The sequence below is a fragment of the Modestobacter sp. SYSU DS0904 genome (genome assembly GCF_054051115.1).
Window position 1 is genome coordinate 1 of record NZ_JBJHAQ010000033.1, and the last position, 22,143, is coordinate 22,143.

At 75.2% G+C, this 22,143-nt stretch carries 18 protein-coding genes; 7 read left to right on the forward strand and 11 right to left on the reverse strand.

The genetic code is table 11. The features are described 5' to 3' along the window. Nucleotides 1-45 precede the first annotated feature (45 nt). Entirely contained in the window at nucleotides 46-2,865 is a 2,820-nt protein-coding gene (ppc, locus tag ACI79U_RS17280) for a phosphoenolpyruvate carboxylase (RefSeq protein ID WP_457070895.1), read from the reverse strand. Nucleotides 2,866-2,919: 54 nt separating this feature from the next. Here ppc and ACI79U_RS17285 point away from each other — a divergent pair, with 54 nt between their 5' ends. Then, complete coding sequence (locus tag ACI79U_RS17285) at nucleotides 2,920-3,861, forward strand: SMP-30/gluconolactonase/LRE family protein (protein WP_457070898.1); 942 nt, start codon at nucleotides 2,920-2,922, stop codon at nucleotides 3,859-3,861. Between the two features lie 34 nt (nucleotides 3,862-3,895). On the opposite strand, the gene ACI79U_RS17290 is transcribed toward ACI79U_RS17285, so the two are convergent. Together ACI79U_RS17290 and ACI79U_RS17295 are read right to left on the reverse strand one after the other, a co-directional pair. Beyond that, nucleotides 3,896-5,098 (reverse strand): ABC transporter permease, encoded by a 1,203-nt coding sequence (locus ACI79U_RS17290; RefSeq protein WP_457070901.1) that lies wholly within the window; start codon nucleotides 5,096-5,098, stop codon nucleotides 3,896-3,898. Next, nucleotides 5,095-6,012 carry an ABC transporter ATP-binding protein gene (locus ACI79U_RS17295; RefSeq protein WP_457070903.1) on the reverse strand — a complete coding sequence of 306 codons (918 nt, stop codon included), beginning with the start codon at nucleotides 6,010-6,012 and terminating at the stop codon, nucleotides 5,095-5,097. The genes ACI79U_RS17290 and ACI79U_RS17295 overlap by 4 nt, the downstream gene beginning before the upstream one ends. Nucleotides 6,013-6,193: 181 nt before the next feature. On the opposite strand from ACI79U_RS17295, the gene ACI79U_RS17300 reads away from it, so the two are divergent. Then, entirely contained in the window at nucleotides 6,194-6,865 is a 672-nt protein-coding gene (locus ACI79U_RS17300) for a UdgX family uracil-DNA binding protein (protein WP_457070906.1), read from the forward strand. 42 nt (nucleotides 6,866-6,907) lie between these two features. Here the strand turns inward: ACI79U_RS17300 and ACI79U_RS17305 are convergent, their stop codons facing one another. Genes ACI79U_RS17305 through pdxH form a run of 3 tightly spaced genes read right to left on the reverse strand, consistent with a single transcriptional unit; the run spans nucleotide 6,908 to nucleotide 10,203 of the window. After that, nucleotides 6,908-8,089 carry a glucose-1-phosphate adenylyltransferase family protein gene (locus ACI79U_RS17305; protein ID WP_457070909.1) on the reverse strand — a complete coding sequence of 394 codons (1,182 nt, stop codon included), beginning with the start codon at nucleotides 8,087-8,089 and terminating at the stop codon, nucleotides 6,908-6,910. Nucleotides 8,090-8,134: 45 nt separating this feature from the next. Next, nucleotides 8,135-9,559, reverse strand: a complete 1,425-nt coding sequence (locus tag ACI79U_RS17310) for an MFS transporter (protein WP_457070912.1) — start codon at nucleotides 9,557-9,559, stop codon at nucleotides 8,135-8,137. Beyond that, entirely contained in the window at nucleotides 9,556-10,203 is a 648-nt protein-coding gene (pdxH, locus tag ACI79U_RS17315; RefSeq protein ID WP_457070915.1) for a pyridoxamine 5'-phosphate oxidase, read from the reverse strand. Before pdxH ends, ACI79U_RS17310 begins: the two co-directional genes overlap by 4 nt. A gap of 140 nt (nucleotides 10,204-10,343) precedes the next feature. On the opposite strand from pdxH, the gene ACI79U_RS17320 reads away from it, so the two are divergent. Then, nucleotides 10,344-11,447, forward strand: a complete 1,104-nt coding sequence (locus tag ACI79U_RS17320; protein ID WP_457070918.1) for a citrate synthase 2 — start codon at nucleotides 10,344-10,346, stop codon at nucleotides 11,445-11,447. An 85-nt stretch (nucleotides 11,448-11,532) separates the two neighbouring features. Then, nucleotides 11,533-12,648, forward strand: coding sequence for a phosphoserine transaminase (serC, locus tag ACI79U_RS17325; RefSeq protein ID WP_457070921.1), 1,116 nt, complete (start codon nucleotides 11,533-11,535; stop codon nucleotides 12,646-12,648). A gap of 73 nt (nucleotides 12,649-12,721) precedes the next feature. On the opposite strand, the gene ACI79U_RS17330 is transcribed toward serC, so the two are convergent. The 3 genes from ACI79U_RS17330 to ACI79U_RS17340 form a co-directional block, all read right to left on the reverse strand. Continuing rightward, nucleotides 12,722-14,203, reverse strand: coding sequence for a circularly permuted type 2 ATP-grasp protein (locus tag ACI79U_RS17330; protein WP_457070923.1), 1,482 nt, complete (start codon nucleotides 14,201-14,203; stop codon nucleotides 12,722-12,724). 49 nt (nucleotides 14,204-14,252) lie between these two features. Beyond that, nucleotides 14,253-16,133: a S9 family peptidase gene (locus ACI79U_RS17335; RefSeq protein ID WP_457070925.1), complete on the reverse strand. Its 1,881-nt coding sequence runs from the start codon at nucleotides 16,131-16,133 to the stop codon at nucleotides 14,253-14,255. A gap of 135 nt (nucleotides 16,134-16,268) precedes the next feature. Further along, nucleotides 16,269-18,053 (reverse strand): N-acetylglutaminylglutamine amidotransferase, encoded by a 1,785-nt coding sequence (locus ACI79U_RS17340; RefSeq protein WP_457070927.1) that lies wholly within the window; start codon nucleotides 18,051-18,053, stop codon nucleotides 16,269-16,271. A 305-nt stretch (nucleotides 18,054-18,358) separates the two neighbouring features. Here ACI79U_RS17340 and sepH point away from each other — a divergent pair, with 305 nt between their 5' ends. Together sepH and ACI79U_RS17350 are read left to right on the forward strand one after the other, a co-directional pair. Beyond that, entirely contained in the window at nucleotides 18,359-19,345 is a 987-nt protein-coding gene (sepH, locus tag ACI79U_RS17345; protein ID WP_457070929.1) for a septation protein SepH, read from the forward strand. Between the two features lie 163 nt (nucleotides 19,346-19,508). Then, nucleotides 19,509-19,982 carry a general stress protein gene (locus ACI79U_RS17350; RefSeq protein ID WP_457070931.1) on the forward strand — a complete coding sequence of 158 codons (474 nt, stop codon included), beginning with the start codon at nucleotides 19,509-19,511 and terminating at the stop codon, nucleotides 19,980-19,982. Nucleotides 19,983-20,022: 40 nt separating this feature from the next. Here the strand turns inward: ACI79U_RS17350 and ACI79U_RS17355 are convergent, their stop codons facing one another. Further along, nucleotides 20,023-20,232: a hypothetical protein gene (locus tag ACI79U_RS17355; protein ID WP_457070932.1), complete on the reverse strand. Its 210-nt coding sequence runs from the start codon at nucleotides 20,230-20,232 to the stop codon at nucleotides 20,023-20,025. A 52-nt stretch (nucleotides 20,233-20,284) separates the two neighbouring features. Beyond that, nucleotides 20,285-21,166, reverse strand: coding sequence for a TrmH family RNA methyltransferase (locus tag ACI79U_RS17360; RefSeq protein WP_457070934.1), 882 nt, complete (start codon nucleotides 21,164-21,166; stop codon nucleotides 20,285-20,287). A 14-nt stretch (nucleotides 21,167-21,180) separates the two neighbouring features. Here ACI79U_RS17360 and ACI79U_RS17365 point away from each other — a divergent pair, with 14 nt between their 5' ends. Further along, entirely contained in the window at nucleotides 21,181-22,140 is a 960-nt protein-coding gene (locus ACI79U_RS17365; protein ID WP_457070936.1) for an NAD(P)/FAD-dependent oxidoreductase, read from the forward strand. Nucleotides 22,141-22,143: the final 3 nt, after the last annotated feature.

Consider the following 22,143-nt stretch of genomic DNA (forward strand, 5'->3'; position numbering starts at 1 on the left):
GCGCTGAGGGCGGGTTCCCGGCACGGAACCCGCCCTCAGCGCACGTCACCCCGAGTTGCGCAGGGCGGTGGCGACGCCGTTGATCGCCAGCTGGATGCAGCGGCGCACCAGGTCGTCGTCGTCGCCGGCCCGGCGGCGGCGCAGCATCTCCACCTGCAGGTGGTGCAGCGGCTCCAGGTAGGGGAACCGGTTGCGGATCGACCGGGCCAGCGACGGGTTGTCGGCCAGCAGGTGGTCGTCGCCGGTGATGGCCAGCAGCATCCGCACGGTGCGCTCGTGCTCGGCGGTGATCTGCCCGAACACCAGCTCGCGCAGCTCCGGGTCGGGCACCAGCGAGGCGTACCGGGCAGCCAGCTCCAGGTCGGTCTTGGCCAGCACCATGCCCATGTTCGACAGCACGGTGCGGAAGAACGGCCAGCGCCGGTGCAGGTCCTGTAGCCGCGCCAGGCGCTCCTCGCGCCCGTCCGGACCGTCCCCGTCGACCCAGGACTCCAGCGCCGAGCCGGTGCCGTACCAGCCGGGCAGCATGATCCGCGTCTGCGACCAGCTGAACACCCACGGGATCGCCCGCAGGTCGGTGATCTTGTCGCCGGCCTTGCGGGATGGCGGGCGGCTGCCGATGTTCAGCTCGGACAGCTCCCGGATCGGGGTGGCCGCGCGGAACCACTCGACGAAGCCCGGGGTCTCGTGGACCAGCGCGCTGTAGGCCCGGCGGGCCCGCTCGGCGAGGTCGCCGAGGAGCGCGTAGGTCTCCTCCGCGTCCGCGTCCAGGCCCTCGGTGTCCAGCAGCGTCGACTCCAGGGTCGCCGCGACCAGCGCCTCCAGGTTGCGGCGGGCGAGGTCGGGGGTGGAGTACTTGGCGGCGATGACCTCCCCCTGCTCGGTGATCCGCAGCTGGCCGGCGACCGAGCCCGGCGGCTGGGCCTTGATCGCCTCGTAGCTGGGGCCGCCGCCGCGGCCCACCGTGCCGCCGCGGCCGTGGAACAGCCGCAGCCGGATGCCGTTGGCCCGGGCCACCTCGACCAGCTCCAGCTCGGCCCGGTACAACGCCCAGTTGGCGGCCAGGTAGCCGCCGTCCTTGTTGCTGTCGGAGTAGCCGAGCATGACCTCCTGCTGGTCACCCCGGTTGGCGACCAGCGCCCGGTACAGCGGCTGGTCGAGCATCGCGGTGAGGGTGGCGCCGGCGGCCTGCAGGTCGTCGATCGTCTCGAACAGCGGGGAGATGCCGATCGGGCAGCGCGGACCGTCGTCGCCGTCCGGGTCGAGCAGGCCGACCTCCTTGAGCAGGACGGCGACCTCCAGCACGTCGCTGACCGACTCGCACATGCTGATCACGTAGTTCGGGATGGTGCGCGGGCCCAGCAGCGCGACCTGCTCGGCGGCGGCGACCAGCAGGTCCAGCTCACCGCGGGCCAGCTCCGACAGGTCGGCGTCCCGGCGCACCAGCGGCCGGCGCATCCGCAGCTCCCTGGTGAGCAGCTCGACCCGGGCCGCCTCGTCCAGCGCGGTGTAGTCCTCGCAGACCCCCGCCCACGCCAGCAGCTCGCCGAGCACCTCCTCGTGCACCGAGGAGTTCTGCCGCATGTCCAGCCCGCACAGGTGGAAGCCGAAGACCTCCACCGCGTCGCGCAGCCGGGCCAGCCGATCGTCGGCCAGCGCCCCCGCGCCGTGGCTGCGCAGCGACGTGTCCAGGGTCGTCAGGTCGGCCAGCAGCTCCTCGGGCGCGTCGTAGGGCCGCAGCTCGATCTCCGGCGGCTGGCCCGGCACCGAGCCGAGCACCCGCCGGGCGGTCGCCGCCAGGCGTGCGTGCATGCCCCGCAGCGCCCGCCGGTAGGGCTCGTCGGCGCGGAACGGGGACTCGTCGCGCGCGGCGTCGGCCAGCGCGTAGACCTCCGCCGTGGGGCGGACCAGCCGGTCGGACATCGACAGCTCGGCGCCCAGCGCGATCAGCTCGGCCAGGTGGTGCTCCAGGGCCGTCGCCGCCTGCCGGGTGGTGGCCCGGCGGACGGCGTCGGCGGTGACGAACGGGTTGCCGTCGCGGTCCCCGCCGATCCAGGAGCCCGGCTGCAGCATCGGCTCGCGCAGCAGGTCGGCGTCGGGCCACCGCTCGCGCAGGGCCTGGCGCAGCTCGGTGTTGATCGCCGGGACGACGTCGAACAGCGACAGCTCGTAGTAGCGCAGCGCCTCGTCGATCTCGTCGGCCAGCCGCAGCCGGCTCAGCCGCAGCAGCGCCGTCTGCCAGAGGGTGAGCACCTGGCGGGACAGCCGGGCCGACCACGCCGGGTCGTCGGCGTCCCCGGTCTCCTGGCTGCGCTGCCGGATCAGCTCGCTGACCTGCCGCTGGACCTGGGAGATGGTGCGCCGGCGGGTCTCGGTCGGGTGCGCGGTGACCACCGGGACGACCAGGGCGCCGGCCAGCTCGCGCGCGACCGTGCCGCCGTCCAGGCCGGCCTCGTCGAGCAGCTGCAGCGACGCGGCCAGGCTGCCCTTCTGCGGCGGGGAGCCCTCGCGCCGGTGGTGCCGACGGCGCCGCTCGTGGTGCACGTCCTCGGCGATGTTGGCCAGCAGCGAGAAGTGGCTGAACGCCCGGACGACGTGGTTGGCGCTGCGCGGGTCGAGCCCGGCGAGGCGCTCGGCGAGCTGGGAGCGGTCCCGCTCGTCGCGCCGGATCTCGAACGCCTCCACGCGGGTGGACTCGACCAGCTCGAGCACCTCCGGGCCGGCCTGCTCGGCGATCACCTCGCCGAGCACCCGGCCGAGCAGCCGGATGTCGTCGCGGAGCTGGAGGTCGTCGGTGCGGTCGTCGGGCACGGCCTGGCCCCCGGGGGTGCGGAGGTAGGCGACGTCGACAGTGGCTTCGGACACGTGAGGAGTATCCGGGCCGGGTGTGTCCGGCCCGTGACGGGGCAGGATCACGGCATGACCGCACTGCCCACCGAGCCTGCCGACCCGACGCCCGCCGAGCACGGCGAGGGCCCCATCTGGGACGCCGACCGCGGAGAGCTGCTCTGGGTCGACATCACCGCCGGGCTGGTCCGCCGTGGCCGGGTCGACGCCGACGGCACCGTCCGTGAGCTGACGGCGCACCGGGGCGGGGACACCGTCGGCGTCGTCGTCCCGGCCGCCGGGGGCGGCTGGCTGCTGGGCGCCGGCGGCGGGTTCACCCACCTCTCCCCCGACGGCGAGGCGCGGGTGCTGCTGGAGCTGCGCAGCGAGGGCGGGACGACGCAGGGCTCCGCGGACGGACGACCGGGCACCCGGATGAACGACGGCGCCTGCGACCGGGCCGGGCGGTTCTTCGCCGGCACGATGGCCTTCGACGAGTCGCCGGGCGCCGGGCGGCTCTACCGGATCGACCTCGACGGCACGGTCACGCTGGTGCTGCCCGGGCTCACCATCTCCAACGGCCTGGGCTGGTCGCCCGACGACCGGACCGCCTACCTGTCGGACTCCGGGGACTCCGTCGTGTGGGCCTTCGACTACGACCTGGCCAGCGGCCAGCTGTCGGGGCGGCGGGAGTTCCTGCGGTTCGACGGGTCGGTCGGCGTCGCCGACGGGCTGGTCGTCGACGACGAGGGCTGCGTGTGGACCGCGATGTGGGGCGGGCACGCGGTACGCCGCTGGTCGCCGTCCGGTGAGCTGCTGGCCGTGGTCGACGTCCCCACCGAGAACGTGACCAGCTGCTGCTTCGCCGGACCGGAGCGCGACCTGCTGGTGATCAGCACCTCCGCGCACGGGCTGGACTACGCCGCCCGCACCGCGCAGCCGGAGGCCGGGCGGCTGTTCACCGCCCGGCCCGGGGTGACCGGCCCGGCCGCGTACCCCTACCGCGGCCCGCTCACCGACCTGCGCCAGGCCTGAGCCCCCGACGGCCGCGCCGCCGGGGGCCCGGGCGTCAGACGCGCTCGGACTTGAGCGCCTCGCGCATGCTGACCTTGCCGCTGGTGCGCAGCAGCGCGCCGGAGTAGATGCGGCCGCCGATCCGCACCACCGCGGCGATCGCCAGCAGCATCAGCACGACGGCGACGGCGACCTCCCACCACGCCGCCTCCCCGGCGGCCATCCGCACCGGCATCACCATCGGCGAGAGCCCCGGCACGAACGACGTGACCGTGGCCAGCGTGCTGGCCGGGTCCTGGGCGGCCTGGATGGCGATGACGAAGCCGGCCACCAGCAGGATCGTCGTCGGGGTGATCACCGTGCCGAGGTCCTCCTGCCGGCTGACCAGCGAGGCGGCCGCGGCGAACACCGAGGCGTAGAAGGCGTAGCCGAGCACGAACCAGGCGATCACGGTGACCACCGGCCCGATGACGTCACCGGGCAGCGCGACGACGTCGAAGGCCAGCGCCCCGACCACGCCGATCACCGCCACGAGCAGGATCTGCGCCAGGCCCAGCAGCCCCAGCCCGATCACCTTGCCGGCGAGCAGCTGCCAGGGCCGCATGGTGGCCAGCAGCAGCTCGACCACCCGGCTGGACTTCTCCTCGACCACGCCCTGGGCCACGAACTGCCCGAACAGGATGATCAGGCTGTAGAGGACGACCACGCCGACCAGCGCGACGATCGTCGCGGCCAGCCGGTCGTCGGCGTCGGCGTCCAGCGAGACCAGCTCGACCTCCGGAGCCGGCTGCAGCTGCACCCCGGCCTGGTCGAGCTGGGTGGCCATCGCCAGGTTGCCCAGGGCGCCCTGCACGAGGCTGCGGGTGTCCTCACCCCCGCTGTCGACCAGCAGCTCGGGCTGCTGCCCCGACGGGCTCAGCAGGGCACCGTCGACGTCCTCGTCCGCCACCGCCGCCCGGGCCGCGGCCTCGTCGTCGAACTCGACGACGGTGACCTCGGTGCCCAGCGCCTCACCCTGGGACTCCAGGGCCGCGGTGACCGCCGGGTCGCCGCCGACGACGCCGATCCGCGTCTCGTCCGTGCCGCTGTTGATCACCACCTGGAACACCAGCATGCCGACGATCAGCACGATCAGGACGGCGGAGCCGATCAGGAAGTTCTTGTCGCGGATCCGGGTCGAGACCTCGCGGGCGGCGACCAGGCGGACCAGCGCCGCCGGGCTCTGCCGGCGGATCTCGGGCCGTGCCGGGGCGCTCACGCCGCCACCGCCACGGGGGGCGCGGGGGTGCTGACCGCGTCGCGGAACAGCTCGACCAGGGTGGGTTCGCGCCAGGCGAAGTGGTTCACCCGGCCGGTGGCGACCGCGGTGTGCAGCACCTGCTGGTCGTCGGCGTCGGGCGCCAGCTCCAGCACCGTGTCACCGCGGCTCTCGGAGACCACCCGGACGCCGGGGAGGCCGGCGGCCCAGCCGGCCGGGGCGTCGGGGACGACGACGCGCAGCTGGCGGCCCTGGGCCGAGGAGCGCAGCTCGGCGACCGTGCCGGTGGCGACCATCGAGCCACGGGCCAGGATGCCGACGGCGTCGCACAGCCGCTCGACGAGGTCCAGCTGGTGGCTGGAGAAGACGACGGGGACGCCGCGGCGGCACTGGTCGAGCAGGGCCTCGGCGAGCGAGTCGACGCCGACCGGGTCCAGCCCCGAGAACGGCTCGTCGAGGATCAGCACCTCGGGCTCGCTGACCAGGGCGGCGGCCAGCTGCACCCGCTGCTGGTTGCCCAGTGACAGCTTCTCCACCGGGTCGCCCAGCCGCTCCCCCAGGCCGAGGCGCGTGGCCCACTCGCCGGCCGCGCGGCCGGCGGGGCCGGCGTCCATGCCGTGCAACCGGGCGAAGTAGGCGAGCTGCTCGCGCACCTTCATCTTCGGGTAGAGGCCGCGCTCCTCGGGCATGTAGCCGATCCGGCGGCGCATCGCCTCGTCGACCGGGGAGCCGTTCCAGCGCACCTCCCCGGCGTCGGCCCGGGCCAGGCCCATGGCGATGCGCATCGTGGTGGTCTTGCCGGCACCGTTGGAGCCGCAGAAGCCGAACATCTGGCCGGGCGCGACGGCGAAGCTCACCCCCTTGAGCACCTGGTTCTCGCCGTAGGCCTTGACCAGGCCGTCGATCTCGAGCACTGCCCCTCCGGTCCTCGTCGTGTCCCCGGCGCATCCCGCCCAGGCTGACTTTCCGTCGCGGAAAGAGTGGCGGATGACTTTCCGTTCCGTCAAGTGAACAGCTGGGTGCGTTCCCCAACCGCCCGCGACCGTAGCGACGTCCCACGCTGCGGGACAGCACCACATCGGGTGTCATCGGGACATGAGCAGCGAGAACCACCCTGCGCAGCCGCCCGCCGGCGTCGGCCTGGCCGGGCTGCGGGAGGCCGCCGCGGGCTGCCGGGCCTGCGAGCTGTGGGAGCCCGCCACCCAGACCGTGTTCGGCGAGGGGCCGGAGACCGCCCGCGTCGTCCTCGTCGGCGAGCAGCCCGGCGACTCCGAGGACCGGAAGGGCGAGCCGTTCGTCGGCCCGGCCGGCCGGCTGCTGGACAAGGCGCTGGTCGAGGCGGGGATCGACCGGCGCGACGCCTACGTCACCAACAGCGTCAAGCACTTCCGGTTCACGCCCACCCCCAAGCGCCGGATCCACCAGTCGCCGGGAGCGGAGCACCTGGCCGCCTGCCGGCCGTGGCTGGAGGCGGAGCTCGCCGTGCTGCAGCCGGAGGTCGTCGTCTGCCTGGGCGCAGTCGCGGCGAAGGCGCTGATCTCACCATCGTTCCGGATCACCCGCGAGCACGGGCAGCTCCTGCCCTGGACGCTGCCCGGGACCGAGCAGCTGCCCGAGGCCGATCAGGACGAGGACGCCCCGCACCAGACCTGGGTCATCGCGACCACCCACCCCTCTGCCGTCCTGCGCACCCCGGACGAGGGCCGGCAGGCCGCCTACGACGCGCTCGTCACCGACCTGCGCGTGGTCGCCACCGCCCTCGCCTGACCCCTCTTCTCGCCGAAGTGGCCACTTTGGCGAGAAGAGGGGTCAGGCGCGCTCGGGCTCGGGGTACCGGGTGCCGGCGGTCAGCTCGGCGCCGTCCTGCACGTGCGCCTGCCGGCCGACCAGGGTGATCCCGCCGTCGCCACCGACCGTGGCCCGCTGCCCCACCACGACGTCGTCGTCCAGCACGGCGCGGGTCACGGTGGCGCCCGCGCGGACCCGCACGCCGGGCAGCAGCACCGAGTCGACGACGGTCGCCCCCGGTTCGACGATCACCCCGGGCGACAGCACCGAGCCGCGCACCTCCCCGGCCACCCGGGTGCCCCCGGAGACGAGGCTGTCCTCGACCACTGCACCGCTCAGCAGCCGCGCGGCACTGTGCCGGCCGCCGCGGGTGTGGATGGGCCAGCCGGCCTCGTCCAGGTCGATCGGCGGCTCCTCGCAGCGGAACTCCCGGTGCGCCTCCCAGTAGGACTCGATGGTGCCCACGTCCCGCCAGTAGCCGTTCAGCGGGTACGCCCGGGCCAGCCCGTCCCTCGTCTGCGCGGGCAGCAGGTGGGTGCCCAGGTCCTCCAGCCCGTCGTCGCCGACCTGGTCCTGGATCGCCTCGAGCCGATCGAGGGTCTCGTCCGGGGAGAAGACGAAGACCTCGTTGGTGGCCGTCGTCGTGGCCGGCTGGTCGGGCTTGTAGGCGTAGTCGGTGACCTTCCCGTCGTCCGCCGCCTGGACGATGCCGTAGCGGGAGGCGTCGTCGGCGGCGACCTCGGTGGTCACCATGGTCACCTCGGCGCCGGAGCCCAGGTGGGCGTCGACGACGGCGCGGTAGTCGAGCTTGTAGACCGCGTCGGAGCTGACCACCACGAGCGCATCGGCGGCGAACTGCCGGATGAGCTCGGCCTGCCGCCACAGCCCGTCGGCGGTGCCCATGGTGAAGCCGCCCCGCTCGCTGCCCTGGAACGGCGGCAGCATCATCAGCCCGCCGGTGCTGCGGTCCAGGTCCCACGGGCGGCCGCCGGCCAGGTGCTCGTTCACCGACTGCGGCTGGTACTGCTCGGACACCCACACGTCCGGGATCTGCGAGTGCTCGCAGTTGGACAGCGGGAAGTCGATGAGCCGGTAGACCCCGGCGAACGGGACGGCGGGCTTGGCCCGGGTCTCGGTGAGAAGTTCGAGTCGGCTGCCCTTGCCACCGGCGAGGACGAGGACGAGGACCCGCGGGAGCGCCATCCACCCTCGCTACCCGCTGCGCCCCCGCGCAAGCCCCGCCGGGGATCAGTCGTCGGCGCGCTCTGCGATGCTGGCGCGGGCCCGCGCCGCGACCTCGTCCGCGCGCGAGGCCCGGAAGAGCCAGAACGACGGGACGGCGACCGCGACCACGGCCATCGCGACGACGATGACGACGCCGCCGGAGACCATCGCCGCGGTCACCCCGACGCTGCTGGCCATGACGCCGGCGCGCAGGTCGCCCAGCCGCGGGCCGCCGGCGACCACGACGATGAACACGCCCTGCATCCGCCCGCGCATCTCGTCCGGCGCCGCGGTCTGCAGCATCGCGGAGCGCAGCACCGCGCTGACCATGTCCCCGGCGCCCGCGACGGCCAGGCAGAGCACCGCCAGCCACAGCGTGGAGGCCAGCCCGAAGCCGATGATCGCCACGCCCCAGACCGCGATCGCCGCCAGCACCACGGCGCCCTGCCGGTCGACCCGGCTCACCCAGCCCGAGGTGAGCCCCATCAGCAGCGAGCCGATCGACACCCCGGCGAACAGCCAGCCCAGGCTGTTGGCGTCGCCGGCGTAGGTGGTCTGCGACAGCTCCGGGAACACCGCCTGCGGCCAGGCGAACAGCATCGCGATCACGTCGACGACGAACGTCATCAGCAGCACCGGCTGGGTGCGGAGGAACGCGAACCCCTCCCCCACGCCGCGCACCGCGGCCCCCAGCCGCAGCGGGCCGGACACCCCCTGCGGCGGCAGCGACGGCAGCCCCCGCAGCAGCAGCACCGCCGCGACGAAGCCCAGCGCGTCGACCGTGTAGAGCACCGACAGGTCGCCCAGGCCGATGAGCAGCCCGGCCAGCAGCGGCCCGACGATCACCCCGGCCTGGCGCACCGTCATCGCCAGCGCGTTGGCCGCGGCGACGCCGTCGGCACCGACCAGGGCCGGGATGACGGCGCTGCGGGCGGGCTGGTTGACCGCGGCGAACGCCGACACGGCGGCGGCCAGCACCCACAGCACCCAGAGCTCCCCGGGGCCGGGCAGCAGTGCCTGCACCGCCAGCAGCGCACTGGTCACCGCGGCGCCGATCGAGGTGATCACCATCAGCCGGCGGCGGTCCATCGCGTCGGCGATCGCGCCGCCCAGCAGGCCGAAGACCACCAGCGGCACCAGCGCGACCACCGACGTCAGCCCGACCATCAGCGACGAACCGGTCAGGTCGTACACCTGGTACGGGACGGCGACCAGCGTCATCTGTTGGCCGAGCATGGTGACCGCGACCCCGCCGAACAACCGGCGGTAGGCGCGGTTGCGCAGCGGGGTGGTGTCCAGGGCCCAGCCCCGGCGGCGCGGCACCGGCGTCGGCTCCTCGACCCCCAGCCCGCCCTCGACCGGGTCGACCGGCGTCAGCGCCGGTTCGCCCGTTTCGCCGGAGTGGCCACTTCGGCGAGGTTCGTCCCCGGGGGCAGCGGGGTCCTTCACGGGGCCAGGCGCTGCAGGACCCAGCCGCCGCCTTCCTCGTCGTCCCGCACGAAGACCAGCCGGTCGTGCAGCCGGTCGTGCCCGCCCTGCCAGAACTCCACCCGCGAGGGCACCACCCGGTAGCCGCCCCAGCTCGGCGGTCGCGGCACCGGCCCCGGCCCGGTCTCGGCGTCCAGCAGCCGCATCCGGTCGACCAGCTCGTCCCGGGAGTCGACGACGGTCGACTGCACCGAGGCCACGGCGGCCAGCTGCGCACCGTGCGGGCGGGCGTCCCACAGCGCGTCGGAGGCGGTGTCCCCGATCCGCTCGACGGTGCCGGTCACCCGCACCTGCCGCTGCTGCACGTGCCAGGGGAAGACCACGGCGACGCGCGGGTTGACCGCCAGCTGCGCCCCCTTGGCCGAGGCGTAGTTGGTGCCGAAGACGAACCCGCCGGCGTCGTAGCCCTTCATCAGCACGATCCGCGCGTCGGGCGCGCCGTCGGCGTCCGCGGTGGCGACCACCATGGCGTTGGGCTCGGGCAGCTCGGCGGCGACCGCATCGGCGAACCAGCGGTCGAACTGCTCGACCCAGGTGGGGGCCACGGTCTCCTCGGAGAGCCCCTGGCCGTCGTAGTCCCTGCGCATGCTGATCAGGTCGGGCACCCCTCCATGCTGTCACCGTTGCACCGCGCACCGCTGGGCGGCCGGGTGCCCGGCTGCACCACCGGCACCCGGCACGGCCTAGGTTGTGGACCGACCTGCACCGGCGTCCACCCCCACCCGCGCGCAAGGGAGCATGCGAGATGGCTGACGACTTCGTCCCCGGCCTGGAAGGCGTCACCGCCTTCGAGACCACGATCGCCGAGCCGGACAAGGACGGCGGGGCGCTGCGGTACCGCGGCGTGGACATCGAGGACCTGGTCGGCCAGGTGACCTTCGGCCACGTGTGGGCGCTGCTGGTCGACGGGGCGTTCGGGCCGGGGCTGCCGCCGGCCGAGCCGTTCCCGATCCCGGTGCACACCGGCGACGTCCGGGTCGACGTGCAGGCCGCGCTGGCGATGCTCACCCCGATCTGGGGCTACCGCCCACTGCTGGACATCTCCGCCGAGGAGGCGCGCGACGAGCTGGCCCGCGCCGCGGTCATGGCGCTGTCCTACGTCGCCCAGTCCGCCCGCGGCATCGGTGTCCCGGCCGTGCCGCAGAAGCGGGTCGACGAGGCCTCGTCGATCGTCGAGCGGTTCATGGTCCGCTGGCGCGGCGAGCCCGACCCGCGGCACGTCGCCGCCGTCGACGCGTACTGGACGTCGGCGGCCGAGCACGGCATGAACGCCTCCACCTTCACCGCGCGGGTGATCGCCTCCACCGGTGCCGACGTCGCCGCGTCGCTGTCCGGCGCGATCGGTGCGATGTCCGGCCCGCTGCACGGCGGCGCCCCCTCGCGGGTGCTGCACATGCTCGACGGGGTCGAGCAGTCCGGGAACGCGGAGGCCTACGTCAAGGACCTGCTCGACCGCAAGGAACGGCTGATGGGGTTCGGCCACCGGGTCTACCGGGCCGAGGACCCGCGCGCCCGGGTGCTGCGCCGCACCGCCGAGGAGCTGGGTGCCCCGCGCTTCGAGGCCGCCCGCGCCCTGGAGCAGGCCGCGCTGACGGAGCTGCGCGAGCGGCGTCCGGACCGGCCGATCGAGACCAACGTCGAGTTCTGGGCGGCGATCGTGCTCGACTTCGCCGAGGTGCCCAGCCACATGTTCACCTCGATGTTCACCTGCGCGCGCACCGCGGGCTGGTGCGCGCACATCCTGGAACAGAAGAACACCGGCCGGCTGGTGCGCCCCTCGGCCCGCTACGTCGGTCCGGACCCGCGCAAGCCGCAGGACGTCGAGGGCTGGGACACCATCCAGTCGTAGAAGAACCCACTGCCCCCCACCACTCGCAGGCTCGCGACGGGCCCCTGCAGCGGGGCCGCGCGCGACCGACCGGAGGACGACGAGCATGAGCATCACCATCCCGACCGACCTGCTGCCGAAGGACGGCCGCTTCGGCTGCGGGCCCTCCAAGGTCCGGCCCGATGCGCTGCAGGCGCTGGCCACCGTCGGCGCCGGCCTGATGGGCACCTCCCACCGGCAGGCCCCGGTCAAGGGCCTGGTCAAGCGGGTGCGGGAGGGCCTCACCCAGCTGTTCGACCTGCCCGACGGCTACCAGGTGGTGCTCGGCAACGGTGGGACGACGGCGTTCTGGGACGCCGCGACCATCGGGCTGGTACGCCGCAAGAGCGCGCACGGCAGCTACGGCGAGTTCTCCGCGAAGTTCGCTTCCGGGGTCGCCGAGGCTCCCTTCCTCGACGGCCCGACGATCGCCAAGGCCGACCCGGGCTCGCTCGCGCTGCCCGTCGCCGAGGCCGGCGTCGACGTCTACGGCTGGGCGCACAACGAGACCTCCACCGGCGTGATGGCGCCGGTGCTCCGCCCGGCCGGGGCCGACGACGACGCGCTGGTGCTCATCGACGCGACCTCCGGCGCCGGTGGTCTGCCGGTCGACGTCCAGCAGTCCGACGTCTACTACTTCGCCCCGCAGAAGTCCTTCGCCAGCGACGGCGGGCTGTGGATCGCGCTGATGTCGGCCGCGGCGCTGGAGCGGATCGCGGAGATCAAGGCCTCGGACCGCTGGATCCCCGGTTTCCTGGACCTGTCCATCGCGGTGGACAACTCCGGCAAGGACCAGACGTACAACACCCCGGCGGTCGCCACGCTCTTCCTGCTGGCCGACCAGATCGAGTGGATGCTCGGCCTGGGCGGCCTGTCCGGGGCGGTCGGGCGCAGCCAGGAGTCCTCCAGCCGGCTCTACGGGTGGGCGGAGAAGACGGCCTACACCACGCCGTTCGTCGCGGACCCCGAGCACCGCTCCTACGTGGTGGGCACGGTCGACTTCGACGAGTCGATCGACGCCGCCCTGATCGCGAAGACGCTGCGGGCGCACGGCGTGGTCGACGTCGAGCCCTACCGGAAGCTGGGCCGCAACCAGCTGCGGGTGGGCATGTTCCCGGCGGTCGACCCGGACGACGTCAGCGCGCTGACCGCCTGCATCGACCACGTCGTCGGCCGGCTGTAGACGAAGGACCCGACCGCTCCCCGCGACGCGCTCCGCACGTCGCGGGCCCCTGCGGCCGGGCCGTTCCAGCCGGTCACCTGGGCAGCACCCAGGTGTCCTTGCTGCCGGCGTCCTCGTCGGCCAGCAGGGCGTCCTCGTCGGCCGCCACGCGGCTGAGCGGGGCGGGGAGCACCTGGGTGCTGCGGCCGGCGACGGCGAACACCCGCAGGCCCGCGCGCCGCGGCCGGACCACCCCGTCGACGGCGGTGGGCACCGTGGAGGGGCCGACGGGCTCCCGGACGACGAACCGGTGCGGTGCGGCGACCACCTCGGCGTGCAGTTCGGCCAGCTCGGCCGCCGAGCACCGCGGCCCGTGCACCACGCCCTGCCCGCCGTAGCCGTCGACCGGGACCACGACCAGCTCGTGCAGCCGGTCGCGGACCTCGGCCAGGTGCGCGTCCTCGGCGAGCGACCAGGTGGGCACGCCGGCCAGCACCGGCTCCTCGGCCAGGTAGAAGCGGATGAGCTCGGGCACGTACCGCTGCAGGGCCGGGTCGTCGGCGACGCCGTTGCCCGGCACGTTGGCCAGCGTCAGCCGGCCGGCGCGCACCGCCGGCCCGAGCAGCGCCCCCAGCGGCGGGCCCCCGGCGGTCAGGTGCCCGGCGAGCTCGCTCTCCTCGACCCGCCGGTACAGCACGTCGACCGGCAGCCGCTCGCCGCGCACCTGGACGGCGACCCCGCCGGCCGGCGTGGCCCACAGGGTGTCCGGGGTGGCCAGCGGCACGCCCATCGCCTCGGCGAGCAGCCGGTGCTCGAACCAGCTGCTGCTGCCCGGCCCGTCGCTGAGCACCGCCAGCCGGGGGGTGCCGCTGCAGGCGGGCGGGGCCGCCTCGGTCAGGGCCGCCCGCAGCAGCGCCACGGCCTCGGCGGGGTCGGCCAGCCCCCGCGCCTCGGCGGCGGCGTAGAGCCCGGGCAGCGCGGCCCGCCCGCTGTCCCGGTTGGCCAGCGCGTAACCGATGCCGACCGGCATCCGCAGGTCGTCGGCGAGCACGACCCAGCCGTCGGGCCCCTGCACCATGTCGCAGGCCACCACGGTGGCCCGCACCCGGGTCGGGGTGCCCAGGCCGACGGCCTCGGGGCGGTGGCCGGGGCTCGCGGTGACCAACCGGGCGGGCACCACCCCGGCGCGCACCACCTCCGGGCCGGTGTCCGGGTCGCTGCGGCGCCGGCCGGCCGGCCGGTAGACGTCGGCGAGGAAGGCGTTCAGCGCGCGGGCCCGCTGCTCGACCCCGCGGGCGAGGTGCGCCCAGTCGGCGGCGGGGAGCAGCCGCGGCACCGGGCACAGCGGCAGCGGGCGTTCGGTGAGCCGCCCGTCGAGCCAGCTGCCCAGCACCACGCCACGCAGCCCGCGTTCCCGGGCCACCGCGCCCGCGGTGGCGGCGATCCCGGCGCTGCCCAGCTCGTCCAGCACCCGCGCCACCGGGGACCACTCCGGGCGCACCCGGCCGGAGGCGTCGACCGCCTCGTCCGCGGTGGAGCCGGGGTAGCGCGCGAAGACGCCGGCCGTCTCGCTCATCGCCGGCCGTGTCCTGGGGGGTCGACCGGGGGGCCGACCGGCTGCTGGCTCACAGCCAGCGATCGAACCACTCGGCCACCCGCTCCGACAGGTGCAGCACGTTGTCCCGCCCCACGATCGTGTGACCTTCCCCCCGGAAGAGGAGCAGCTCGGCGGTGGCGCCACGCGCCGCGAGCGCCTGGTGGGCCTGCACCGACTCCAGCACCGGCACGTTGGTGTCCCGGTCGCCGTGGGTCAGCAGCACCGGAGCGCGGAGCCGGTCCAGCCGCGTCATCGGCGAGATCGCGGCGAGCATCTCCCGGTCGGCGACCGGGTCGCCGTACTCGGTGACCGACGCCGCCGCCATCCACGGCTCGGTCGCGGCGAAGAAGGTGCGCAGGTCGCTCATCCCGGCCAGCGTCACACCGGCGGCGAACAGGTCCGGCCAGCGGGTCAGCGCGACCAGGGTCAGGAAGCCGCCGTAGGACCACCCGTGGGCCCCGAGCTGCCCGGGCAGCGCGATGCCACCGGCGACCAGGTGCTCGACGGTGGCCGGCACGTCGGCGAAGGACGCCTCGCGGGCGTGCAGGTCGTCGGCGGCCATGAAGGCGTGCCCGCGGCCCCCCGACCCGCGCACGTTCGGCGCGAACACGGTGAACCCGGCGGCGACCAGCGACTGGGCGAGCGGGGAGAACGCCGGCCGCTCCTGCCCCTCCGGGCCGCCGTGGAAGCTGACCACGGTGCGGTTGGGTCCCCGCACGCCCCGCGGGGTGTACAGCCAGCCGTCGAGCTCGGTGCCGTCGGCGGACCGGTACTCGCAGCGCACCGGGGTGACCAGCAGGCGGGGGTCCGGCCGGCGGGGGGTGGAGGGCAGCGGGGCCGGCACGGCCCCGCCGGCCGGGGAGCCGTCCCCGTCCAGGGACACCCGGTACAGCGCGCGGGGCGCCGTCGGGCCGGTCAGCTCGGCCAGCAGGGTCCGCCCGTCGGCCGCCAGCGACCAGCCGGGCATGACCGGCTGGGGCAGCGGGACCGACCGGACCAGCCCGCCGTCGGCGACCCGGCGGATCTCCAGCTGGGTGACGCCGGCGACGTTCCACACGCAGATCACCGTGCCGTCGAGGCGGACGGCGTAGGCGTCCAGGTCGGCGTCGGGCCGGGCGATGAGCACCTCCGCCTCCCCGGGGATGCGGTCCTCCCCGTGCAGCGGCACGCGCAGCAGCGCCGTCCGGTCGCTGCCGGGCAGGCCCGGTCGGGCCGGGAGCGCGGCACGCAGGAAGACCGCCGCGCCGTCGAGGGCGAACCGGCCGTCCTCGCTGGCCGTACCGCCCGGCGCGCCCAGCGGGATGACCCGTCGCTGCACGCCAGTGGCGACGTCGACGGTGACCACGTGCCGGTGCCCGCGCGGGCCGCGACGGGCCAGCACGGTCCGCTCGTCGGCCGCGACGGCGGTGACCGCGAGGAACCCGCCGCGGGCCAGCGTGCGGTGCGCCCCGCTGACGACGTCGACCAGCACCACGTCGGCGTCCGGACCGTCGCCCGGGGCGATCGAGCAGACGTAGTGGCCCGGCTGGAGCGTCCAGCCGCCGGCGAACACGGTGGCGCGCGGGTCCTGCCCGGCGACGAGGTGCCGGTCGGTGCCGTCCGGGCGCACCGCCCACAGCTCGGCGCAGATGGAGCCGCCGGGGCTGACCAGGTAGGCCAGCCACTCGCCGTCCGGCGACCAGGCGACCGACACGACCTCCTCGCCCGCGCCGGACAGCACCGCCGGCGGGGTGTGCTGGTCGAGCGCGGCCACCTCGAGCCGGGGCACCCCGGAGCGGTCGCTCACGTAGGCGATCCGGTCACCCGTCGGCGCGAGCGCCGGGGTCCAGGCCCCGGGGGCGGCGGCGATCTCGGCGATCGCGAGCCGGACGGCGGTGGAGAGGCCGGTCCGGCGCAGCACGTCGGTCATGGCATCTCCTCGTCTCGAGATCGGTCGGGGGCGCCGTCGGCGGACGGCGCCGGACGGCGAGGGGCCTCGGGAGAGTGGAGCAGACGCCAGCGGCACGGCCTTCCCCACCACGCCGCGAGGTCCGTCACACGCCGGTCAGCGGATCCCGTGCCGCTGCAACCACAGCTCCAGCAGACCCACCTGCCACAGCTGGTTGGCGCCCAGCGTGGTGCGGTGGCCGTTCGGGTCGGCGAGCAGCCGCTCGACGTGCTCGGGGCGGAACAGGCCCCGCTCCCGCGCCTCCGGTGCCTGCAGTGCCGCGCGCACCGTCTCCAGGTAGTCACCGTGCAGGTCGATGATCGCCGGCACCGGGAAGTAGCCCTTGGGCCGGTCGATGACGTCGGCCGGGATCACCTTCCGGGCGGCGTCCTTGAGCACGCCCTTCCCGCCGTGGGCGAGCTTCAGCTCCGGCGGGACGGCGGCGGCGAGCTCGGCGAACTCGTGGTCCAGGAACGGCACGCGGGCCTCCAGGCCCCAGGCCATCGTCATGTTGTCCACGCGCTTGACCGGGTCGTCGACCAGCATGACCGTGGAGTCCAGCCGCAGCGCCTTGTCCAGCGCCGTGTCCGCACCCGGCCGGGCGAAGTGCTCGGCGACCAGCTGCCGGCTGACGTCGTCCGCGGTGAGCCACTGCGGGGACAGCGCCTGGGCCAACCGGCTGTGCGGCTGGTCGACGAAGTGCCGGGTGTAGGCCTCGACGGCCTGGTCGGCCGGGACGTCGGCCAGCGGTGGGTACCAGTCGTAGCCGGCCATCACCTCGTCGGCGCCCTGGCCGCTCTGCACCACCTTCACGTGCTGGCTCACCTGCTGCGAGAGCAGGTAGAACGCGACGGCGTCGTGGCTGACCTGCGGTTCGCTCATCGCCGCGATCGCCCCGTCGAGCCCGGCGTGCACGTCGGCGCTGGGGATCATCAGCCGGTGGTGGTCGGTCTCGAAGGTCTTCGCGACGACGTCGGAGTAGACGAACTCGTCGCCGGAGCGCTCGCCCACCGCCTCGAAGCCGATGGAGAAGGTGGCCAGCCCCTTCTGCCCCTCCTCGGCGAGCAGGCCGACGACCAGGCTGGAGTCGATCCCGCCGGAGAGCAGCACCCCGACCGGGACGTCGGCGACCATCCGCCGCCGGACGGCGACCCGCAGCGACTCGAGCACCCGCTCCTGCCACTCGACGGGGTGCAGCCCGGCGAGCTCGGGACGCCGCTGGTGCACCGGGCGCCAGTACTCCCAGTCGGTCTCGGTGCCGTCGGGTGCGTAGGTGCGCACGGTCGCCGGCGGCAGCTTGCCGACCCCGGCGAGGATCGTGCGCGGTGCGGGGACGACGGCGTGGAAGGACATGTAGTGGTGCAGCGCCACCGGGTCGATCGTGGTGTCCACCCCACCGGCGCGGACCAGCGCGGGCAGCGAGGAAGCGAACCGCAGCCGGCCCGGCCCCCGGCTCAGGTACAGCGGCTTGATCCCGAAGCGGTCCCGCGCCATCACCACGCGCCCGGTGTCCCGCTCGACGACGACGAAGGCGAACATGCCGAGGAACCGCTCGACGCAGTTGCGGCCCCAGCGGTGGTAGGCCTTGAGCACGACCTCCGTGTCGGAGGTGGAGAAGAACCGGTAGCCGGCGGCCTGCAGCTCGGCGCGCAGCTCCTTGTAGTTGTAGATGATCCCGTTGAAGACCATCGTCAGCCCGAGCTCGGCGTCCACCATCGGCTGCGATCCGGCGTCGGTCAGGTCGATGATCTTCAGCCGCCGGTGGCCCAGCGCGACCGGGCCGGCCTGCCAGCCGCCCGAGCCGTCCGGCCCCCGCCGCTGCAGCTGGTCGCACATCGCGGCCACCGCCGCCATGTCGGCCACGCCGCCGTCGAACCGGACCTCACCGGAGATGCCGCACACGTGCTCCCCTTCCGCTCCTCGCGGAGGCGCCGCACCGCGCCGTCCGTCTGACCACCATCCCCCGCGGGTGTTTCCTGCACATGACCCGACCGGGGCTCGGCGAACGCCGAAGCCGCCATTCTTGTCGAGCCGTCGGCAGGCTGCGACCGCACCCTCGCGCTCCGTCGAGGGTGCGGCGACCCCCGCTGTCGAGCCGACGCGCCGAAGCGGGCGTGTCCGCGGCGCGGGTCGCCCGGGCGGCCGATAGCGTGACCCCTGGCCCGCTCCCGGCGGAGCCGCACCGGACCCTGCTGGAGGTCGCCCTCATGCGCGTTCTGCGCCTCGTGGCGCTCTCCGACGACGGGAAGCACCTGGTGCTGGCCGCCGACGCGGTGCCCACCCCCGACGCGTCGGCCCCGCCGGAGGACGGCGAGCGGTTCCAGCTGCCCGTCGACGACCGGCTGCGCGCCGCGCTGACCGAGGACTCCCGACGCACCGGGCAGGCCTCTCCCGACCCGGGCGACCAGCTGCCGCCGCGGGTGATCCAGGCCCGCATCCGGGCCGGGGAGTCCCCGGAGGAGGTCGCGCAGGCCTCCGGCACCCGGGTCGAGCGGATCATGCGCTTCGCCCACCCGGTGCTGCAGGAGCGGGAGCGGGTCGCCGAGCAGGCCCGCGACGCACGGGTCCGGCTGTCCGACGGCACCCCCGGCGTCGCGCTGGAGCAGTTCATGTCCGAGCGGCTGCGGCTGCTGGGCACCGACGTCGACGCGATCCGCTGGGACGCCCACCGCACCGAGGACGGCTCCTGGCAGGTGCGCGCCGACTGGAGCGCGGGCGAGAAGTCCGGGGCCACCCGCTGGCGCTACGAGATCCCGGCCAAGTCGGTCACCCCGGTCGACGCCGCGACCACCGACTTCGCCGAGGGCACCCGGCTGGTCCGGGTCGTCCCCGAGGTCCCCGCCGGGCTGCCGCCCGCGCCGGTCGGCCGCCGCGGCATCTCGGTGGTGCGGCCCGACGCGGTCGAGGACCCGGTCGCCGACGAGCAGCCACCCGTGGACGCCGACGAGGTCGACTCCGCGTCCCCCGCGGCGGCGGACGCGGCGCCCGGTGCCGCCCCGCCGTCCCCCGCCGCGCCGTCCCCCTCCGCGCCGTCCGACGAGGTCGACCCGGACACCCAGGACACCGTGGTGCTCGGCCGGCTGGCCGACCCGGACGGCGGCCACGCCGATCGCGAGTTCGAGGACGAGGACGACCCGCGGGCCCGGATCCCCGCCTGGGAGGACATCGTCTTCGGGGTCCGCCGGCGCCGCTGACGCCGGGCGGCACCGCGCCGGGGCCGGCAGCCCGGTCCGAGGGAACAGGGTGTTCCCCAGGATCGTCCGGGTAGGGAACGGGTCGTCGTCCTCGGTGGACGCGCGGGGTGGCCGGATCCTCCGGTCTCCGCCCCCACTGGACCGACCCGGAACGGAGGAAGACGTGTCAGCTTCGGTCTCGATGCCCCTCGGCGGCGTGCAGGTGGGGTCCTACGACGACTACCAGAAGGCCCAGCGCGCGGTGGATCACCTCTCCGACGAGAAGTTCCCGGTGGAGAACGTGACGATCATCGGCAGTGACCTGCGGTTGGTGGAGAAGGTCACCGGCCGGCTGACCTGGGGGCGGGTGCTCGGCGCGGGCGCGGCCAGCGGCGCCTGGTTCGGTCTGTTCGTCGGCCTGCTGCTGGGCATCTTCGCGCCCGACGGCAGCAGCTGGTTCGGCTCGGTGCTCACCGGTCTGCTGATCGGTCTGGTGTTCGGCGCGGTCTTCGCCGCGGTGGGCTACTCGGCCACCCGCGGCCGGCGCGACTTCACCAGCACCAGCCAGACGGTCGCCGCCCGCTACGACGTGATGTGCAACCCGCAGTTCGCCGAGCAGGCCCGCGCCGAGCTCGCGCGCCTGTCCCTGCGCGGCTGAGCCGGACCCGGGACGGCGCCCGCTCGGCCACCGTCCCGGGTCAGCTCCCGCCGATGCCCATCCCGCCGCGCTGGCCCTGCGTGTCGGCGCCCCGGTAAGCGTCCACGTTGCCGTGCACGGAGCCGCGGCGCAGGCCCGCGGAGACGTCGCCCCGCACCTGTGCGCCACGCGCCCGGGTGCGCCGGTCCATCCACCACGCGCCGCCCAGCAGCACGGCCAGCACCAGCCCGGTGACCACCCAGAACGTCATGGCGGAACGGTAGGGGTACGCAACCCCGGAGACCAGCCCCACGGCCGGCCGATCAGCGCAGCGTGGCGAACGTGATCGCCGCCGCCGCGGCCACGCCGAGGGAGTCCACCCCGGGACGCATCGGGATCCGGGCGCGCACCCGGACGGCGGCCTTCGCCGCGTCCGTGAGCCCAGGCCCCTCCGCGCCGAGCAGGACGGCGGTGCGCGGGTGGGCGGTGACGTCGACCTGTCCCAGGTCCACGGCGTCGGCCGCGGGGGTGAGCGCCACCGTGAGGTAACCGGCGTCGTGCAGCCGGTCCAGGTCCGCCGGCCAGTCGCCCAGCACCGCGATCGGCAGCGACAGCACATGCCCCATCGACACCCGCACGCACCGCCGGTACAGCGGGTCCGCGCAGGTGGGATCCAGCAGCAGGCCGTCGACGCCGAGGGCCACCGCCGACCGGGCGATCGACCCGATGTTCTCGTGGTCGTTCAGCCCCTCCAGCACCGCCAGCCGGCGGGGCGCGGCCGGGTCGGGGCCGGCCAGCAGCTCGTCCAGGTCCGCCGGCGGTAGCCGGTCGGCCGAGGCGAGCACCCCCCGGGTCAGCCGGAACCCGATGACCTCGGAGAGCACCCACCGGTCGGCCTCGTAGGCCGGGATCCCGTCGGGCAGCTGCAGGTCGGCCACCCGGCCGGGGATGCCGAAGACGCTGCGCACCGGGTAGGGCGAGGCGAGCAGCCGCTGGACCGCCGGCACGCCCTCCACGATCACCGGCCCGGTGCCCCGCTCGGTACCGGGCTTGCGGTCGCCGGCGACCAGGTCGCGGAAGTCGGCCACCCGCTCGTCGGCCGGGTCGGTGATCAGCACGGGGTCGCAGGGCACGGCGACGATCATCCCCGCCGCCGTCCGGCGGCCTCCGGGCGAGGCCCCGGTGGGCGCGGCGGCCGCGCGCACCGGAGGATCGCGTCGTGGACTCCCTGAGCACCCTGGTCGTCGGCGCGGGCATCTCCGGCATCGCCTGCGCCCGGGCCCTCGCCGCGGCGGGCCGGCCGGTGCAGGTGCTCGACCGCGGTCGCCGGCCCGGCGGGCGGATGGGCGGCCGCACCCTGCACGGGCGCCCGGTCGACCTGGGCGCCTCCTACCTCACCGCCGGCGACGACTCCCCGCTCCGCCCCGTGGTCGACGACTGGGTGCGCCGCGGCCTGGCCCACCCGTGGACCGACACGTTCGCCGTCGCCGGCCCCGGCGGGATCGAGCGCACCACCACCGGGCCGGTGCGCTACGGCACCGCGGGCGGGCTGCGCAGCCTCGTCGTCGACCTGGCCGCGGGCCTGGAGGTGGTCACCGAGCGCACCGTGACGGCGGTGACCGGCGGCGCCATCCCCACGGTGGACGGCGACGAGGTGGCCGCGGCCGTGCTGGCGGTGCCCGACCCGCAGGCGGCCCGGCTGCTGCCCGCCGGCTCACCGGTGCTCGCCCGGCTGGACGCCGACGGCTGGCGCCCGGCGGTCGCCGTCGCCCTCGGCTGGCCCGACCGGCGCTGGCCGGCCGACCTGCACGGCGTCTTCGTGCACGACCACCCCGACCTGGCGTGGCTGGCCGACGACGGCGCCCGGCGCGGCGACGGCGCCCCGGTGCTGGTCGCGCACACGACGGCGGAGCTGGCCGCGCGGCACCTTGACGACCCGGCGGGGGTGGTGCCGGCGGTGGTCGCCGCCGTCCGGCAGGTGCTCGGGGTGGCCGGGGACCCGGACTGGACGCACCCCCACCGGTGGGCGATGGCCCGGCCGGGGTCGCCGCGGGAGGAACCGTTCCTGCTCAGCGAGGGCATCGGGGTCTGCGGCGACGGCTGGTCCGCGCCGCCGAAGGTGGAGAGCGCGTTCCGGTCCGGGACCGAGCTGGGCCGCGCGCTGATCGCCGCGCACTGACCG

Coding starts and splice junctions, on each gene's coding strand:
- ACI79U_RS17285 (WP_457070898.1), top strand. CDS start 2,920: ATGACCGCACTGCCCACCGAGCCTGCCGACCCGACGCCCGCCGAGCAC.
- ACI79U_RS17300 (WP_457070906.1), top strand. CDS start 6,194: ATGAGCAGCGAGAACCACCCTGCGCAGCCGCCCGCCGGCGTCGGCCTG.
- ACI79U_RS17305 (WP_457070909.1), bottom strand. CDS start 8,089: ATGGCGCTCCCGCGGGTCCTCGTCCTCGTCCTCGCCGGTGGCAAGGGC.
- ACI79U_RS17320 (WP_457070918.1), top strand. CDS start 10,344: ATGGCTGACGACTTCGTCCCCGGCCTGGAAGGCGTCACCGCCTTCGAG.
- serC (WP_457070921.1), top strand. CDS start 11,533: ATGAGCATCACCATCCCGACCGACCTGCTGCCGAAGGACGGCCGCTTC.
- ACI79U_RS17330 (WP_457070923.1), bottom strand. CDS start 14,203: ATGAGCGAGACGGCCGGCGTCTTCGCGCGCTACCCCGGCTCCACCGCG.
- ACI79U_RS17335 (WP_457070925.1), bottom strand. CDS start 16,133: ATGACCGACGTGCTGCGCCGGACCGGCCTCTCCACCGCCGTCCGGCTC.
- sepH (WP_457070929.1), top strand. CDS start 18,359: ATGCGCGTTCTGCGCCTCGTGGCGCTCTCCGACGACGGGAAGCACCTG.
- ACI79U_RS17355 (WP_457070932.1), bottom strand. CDS start 20,232: ATGACGTTCTGGGTGGTCACCGGGCTGGTGCTGGCCGTGCTGCTGGGC.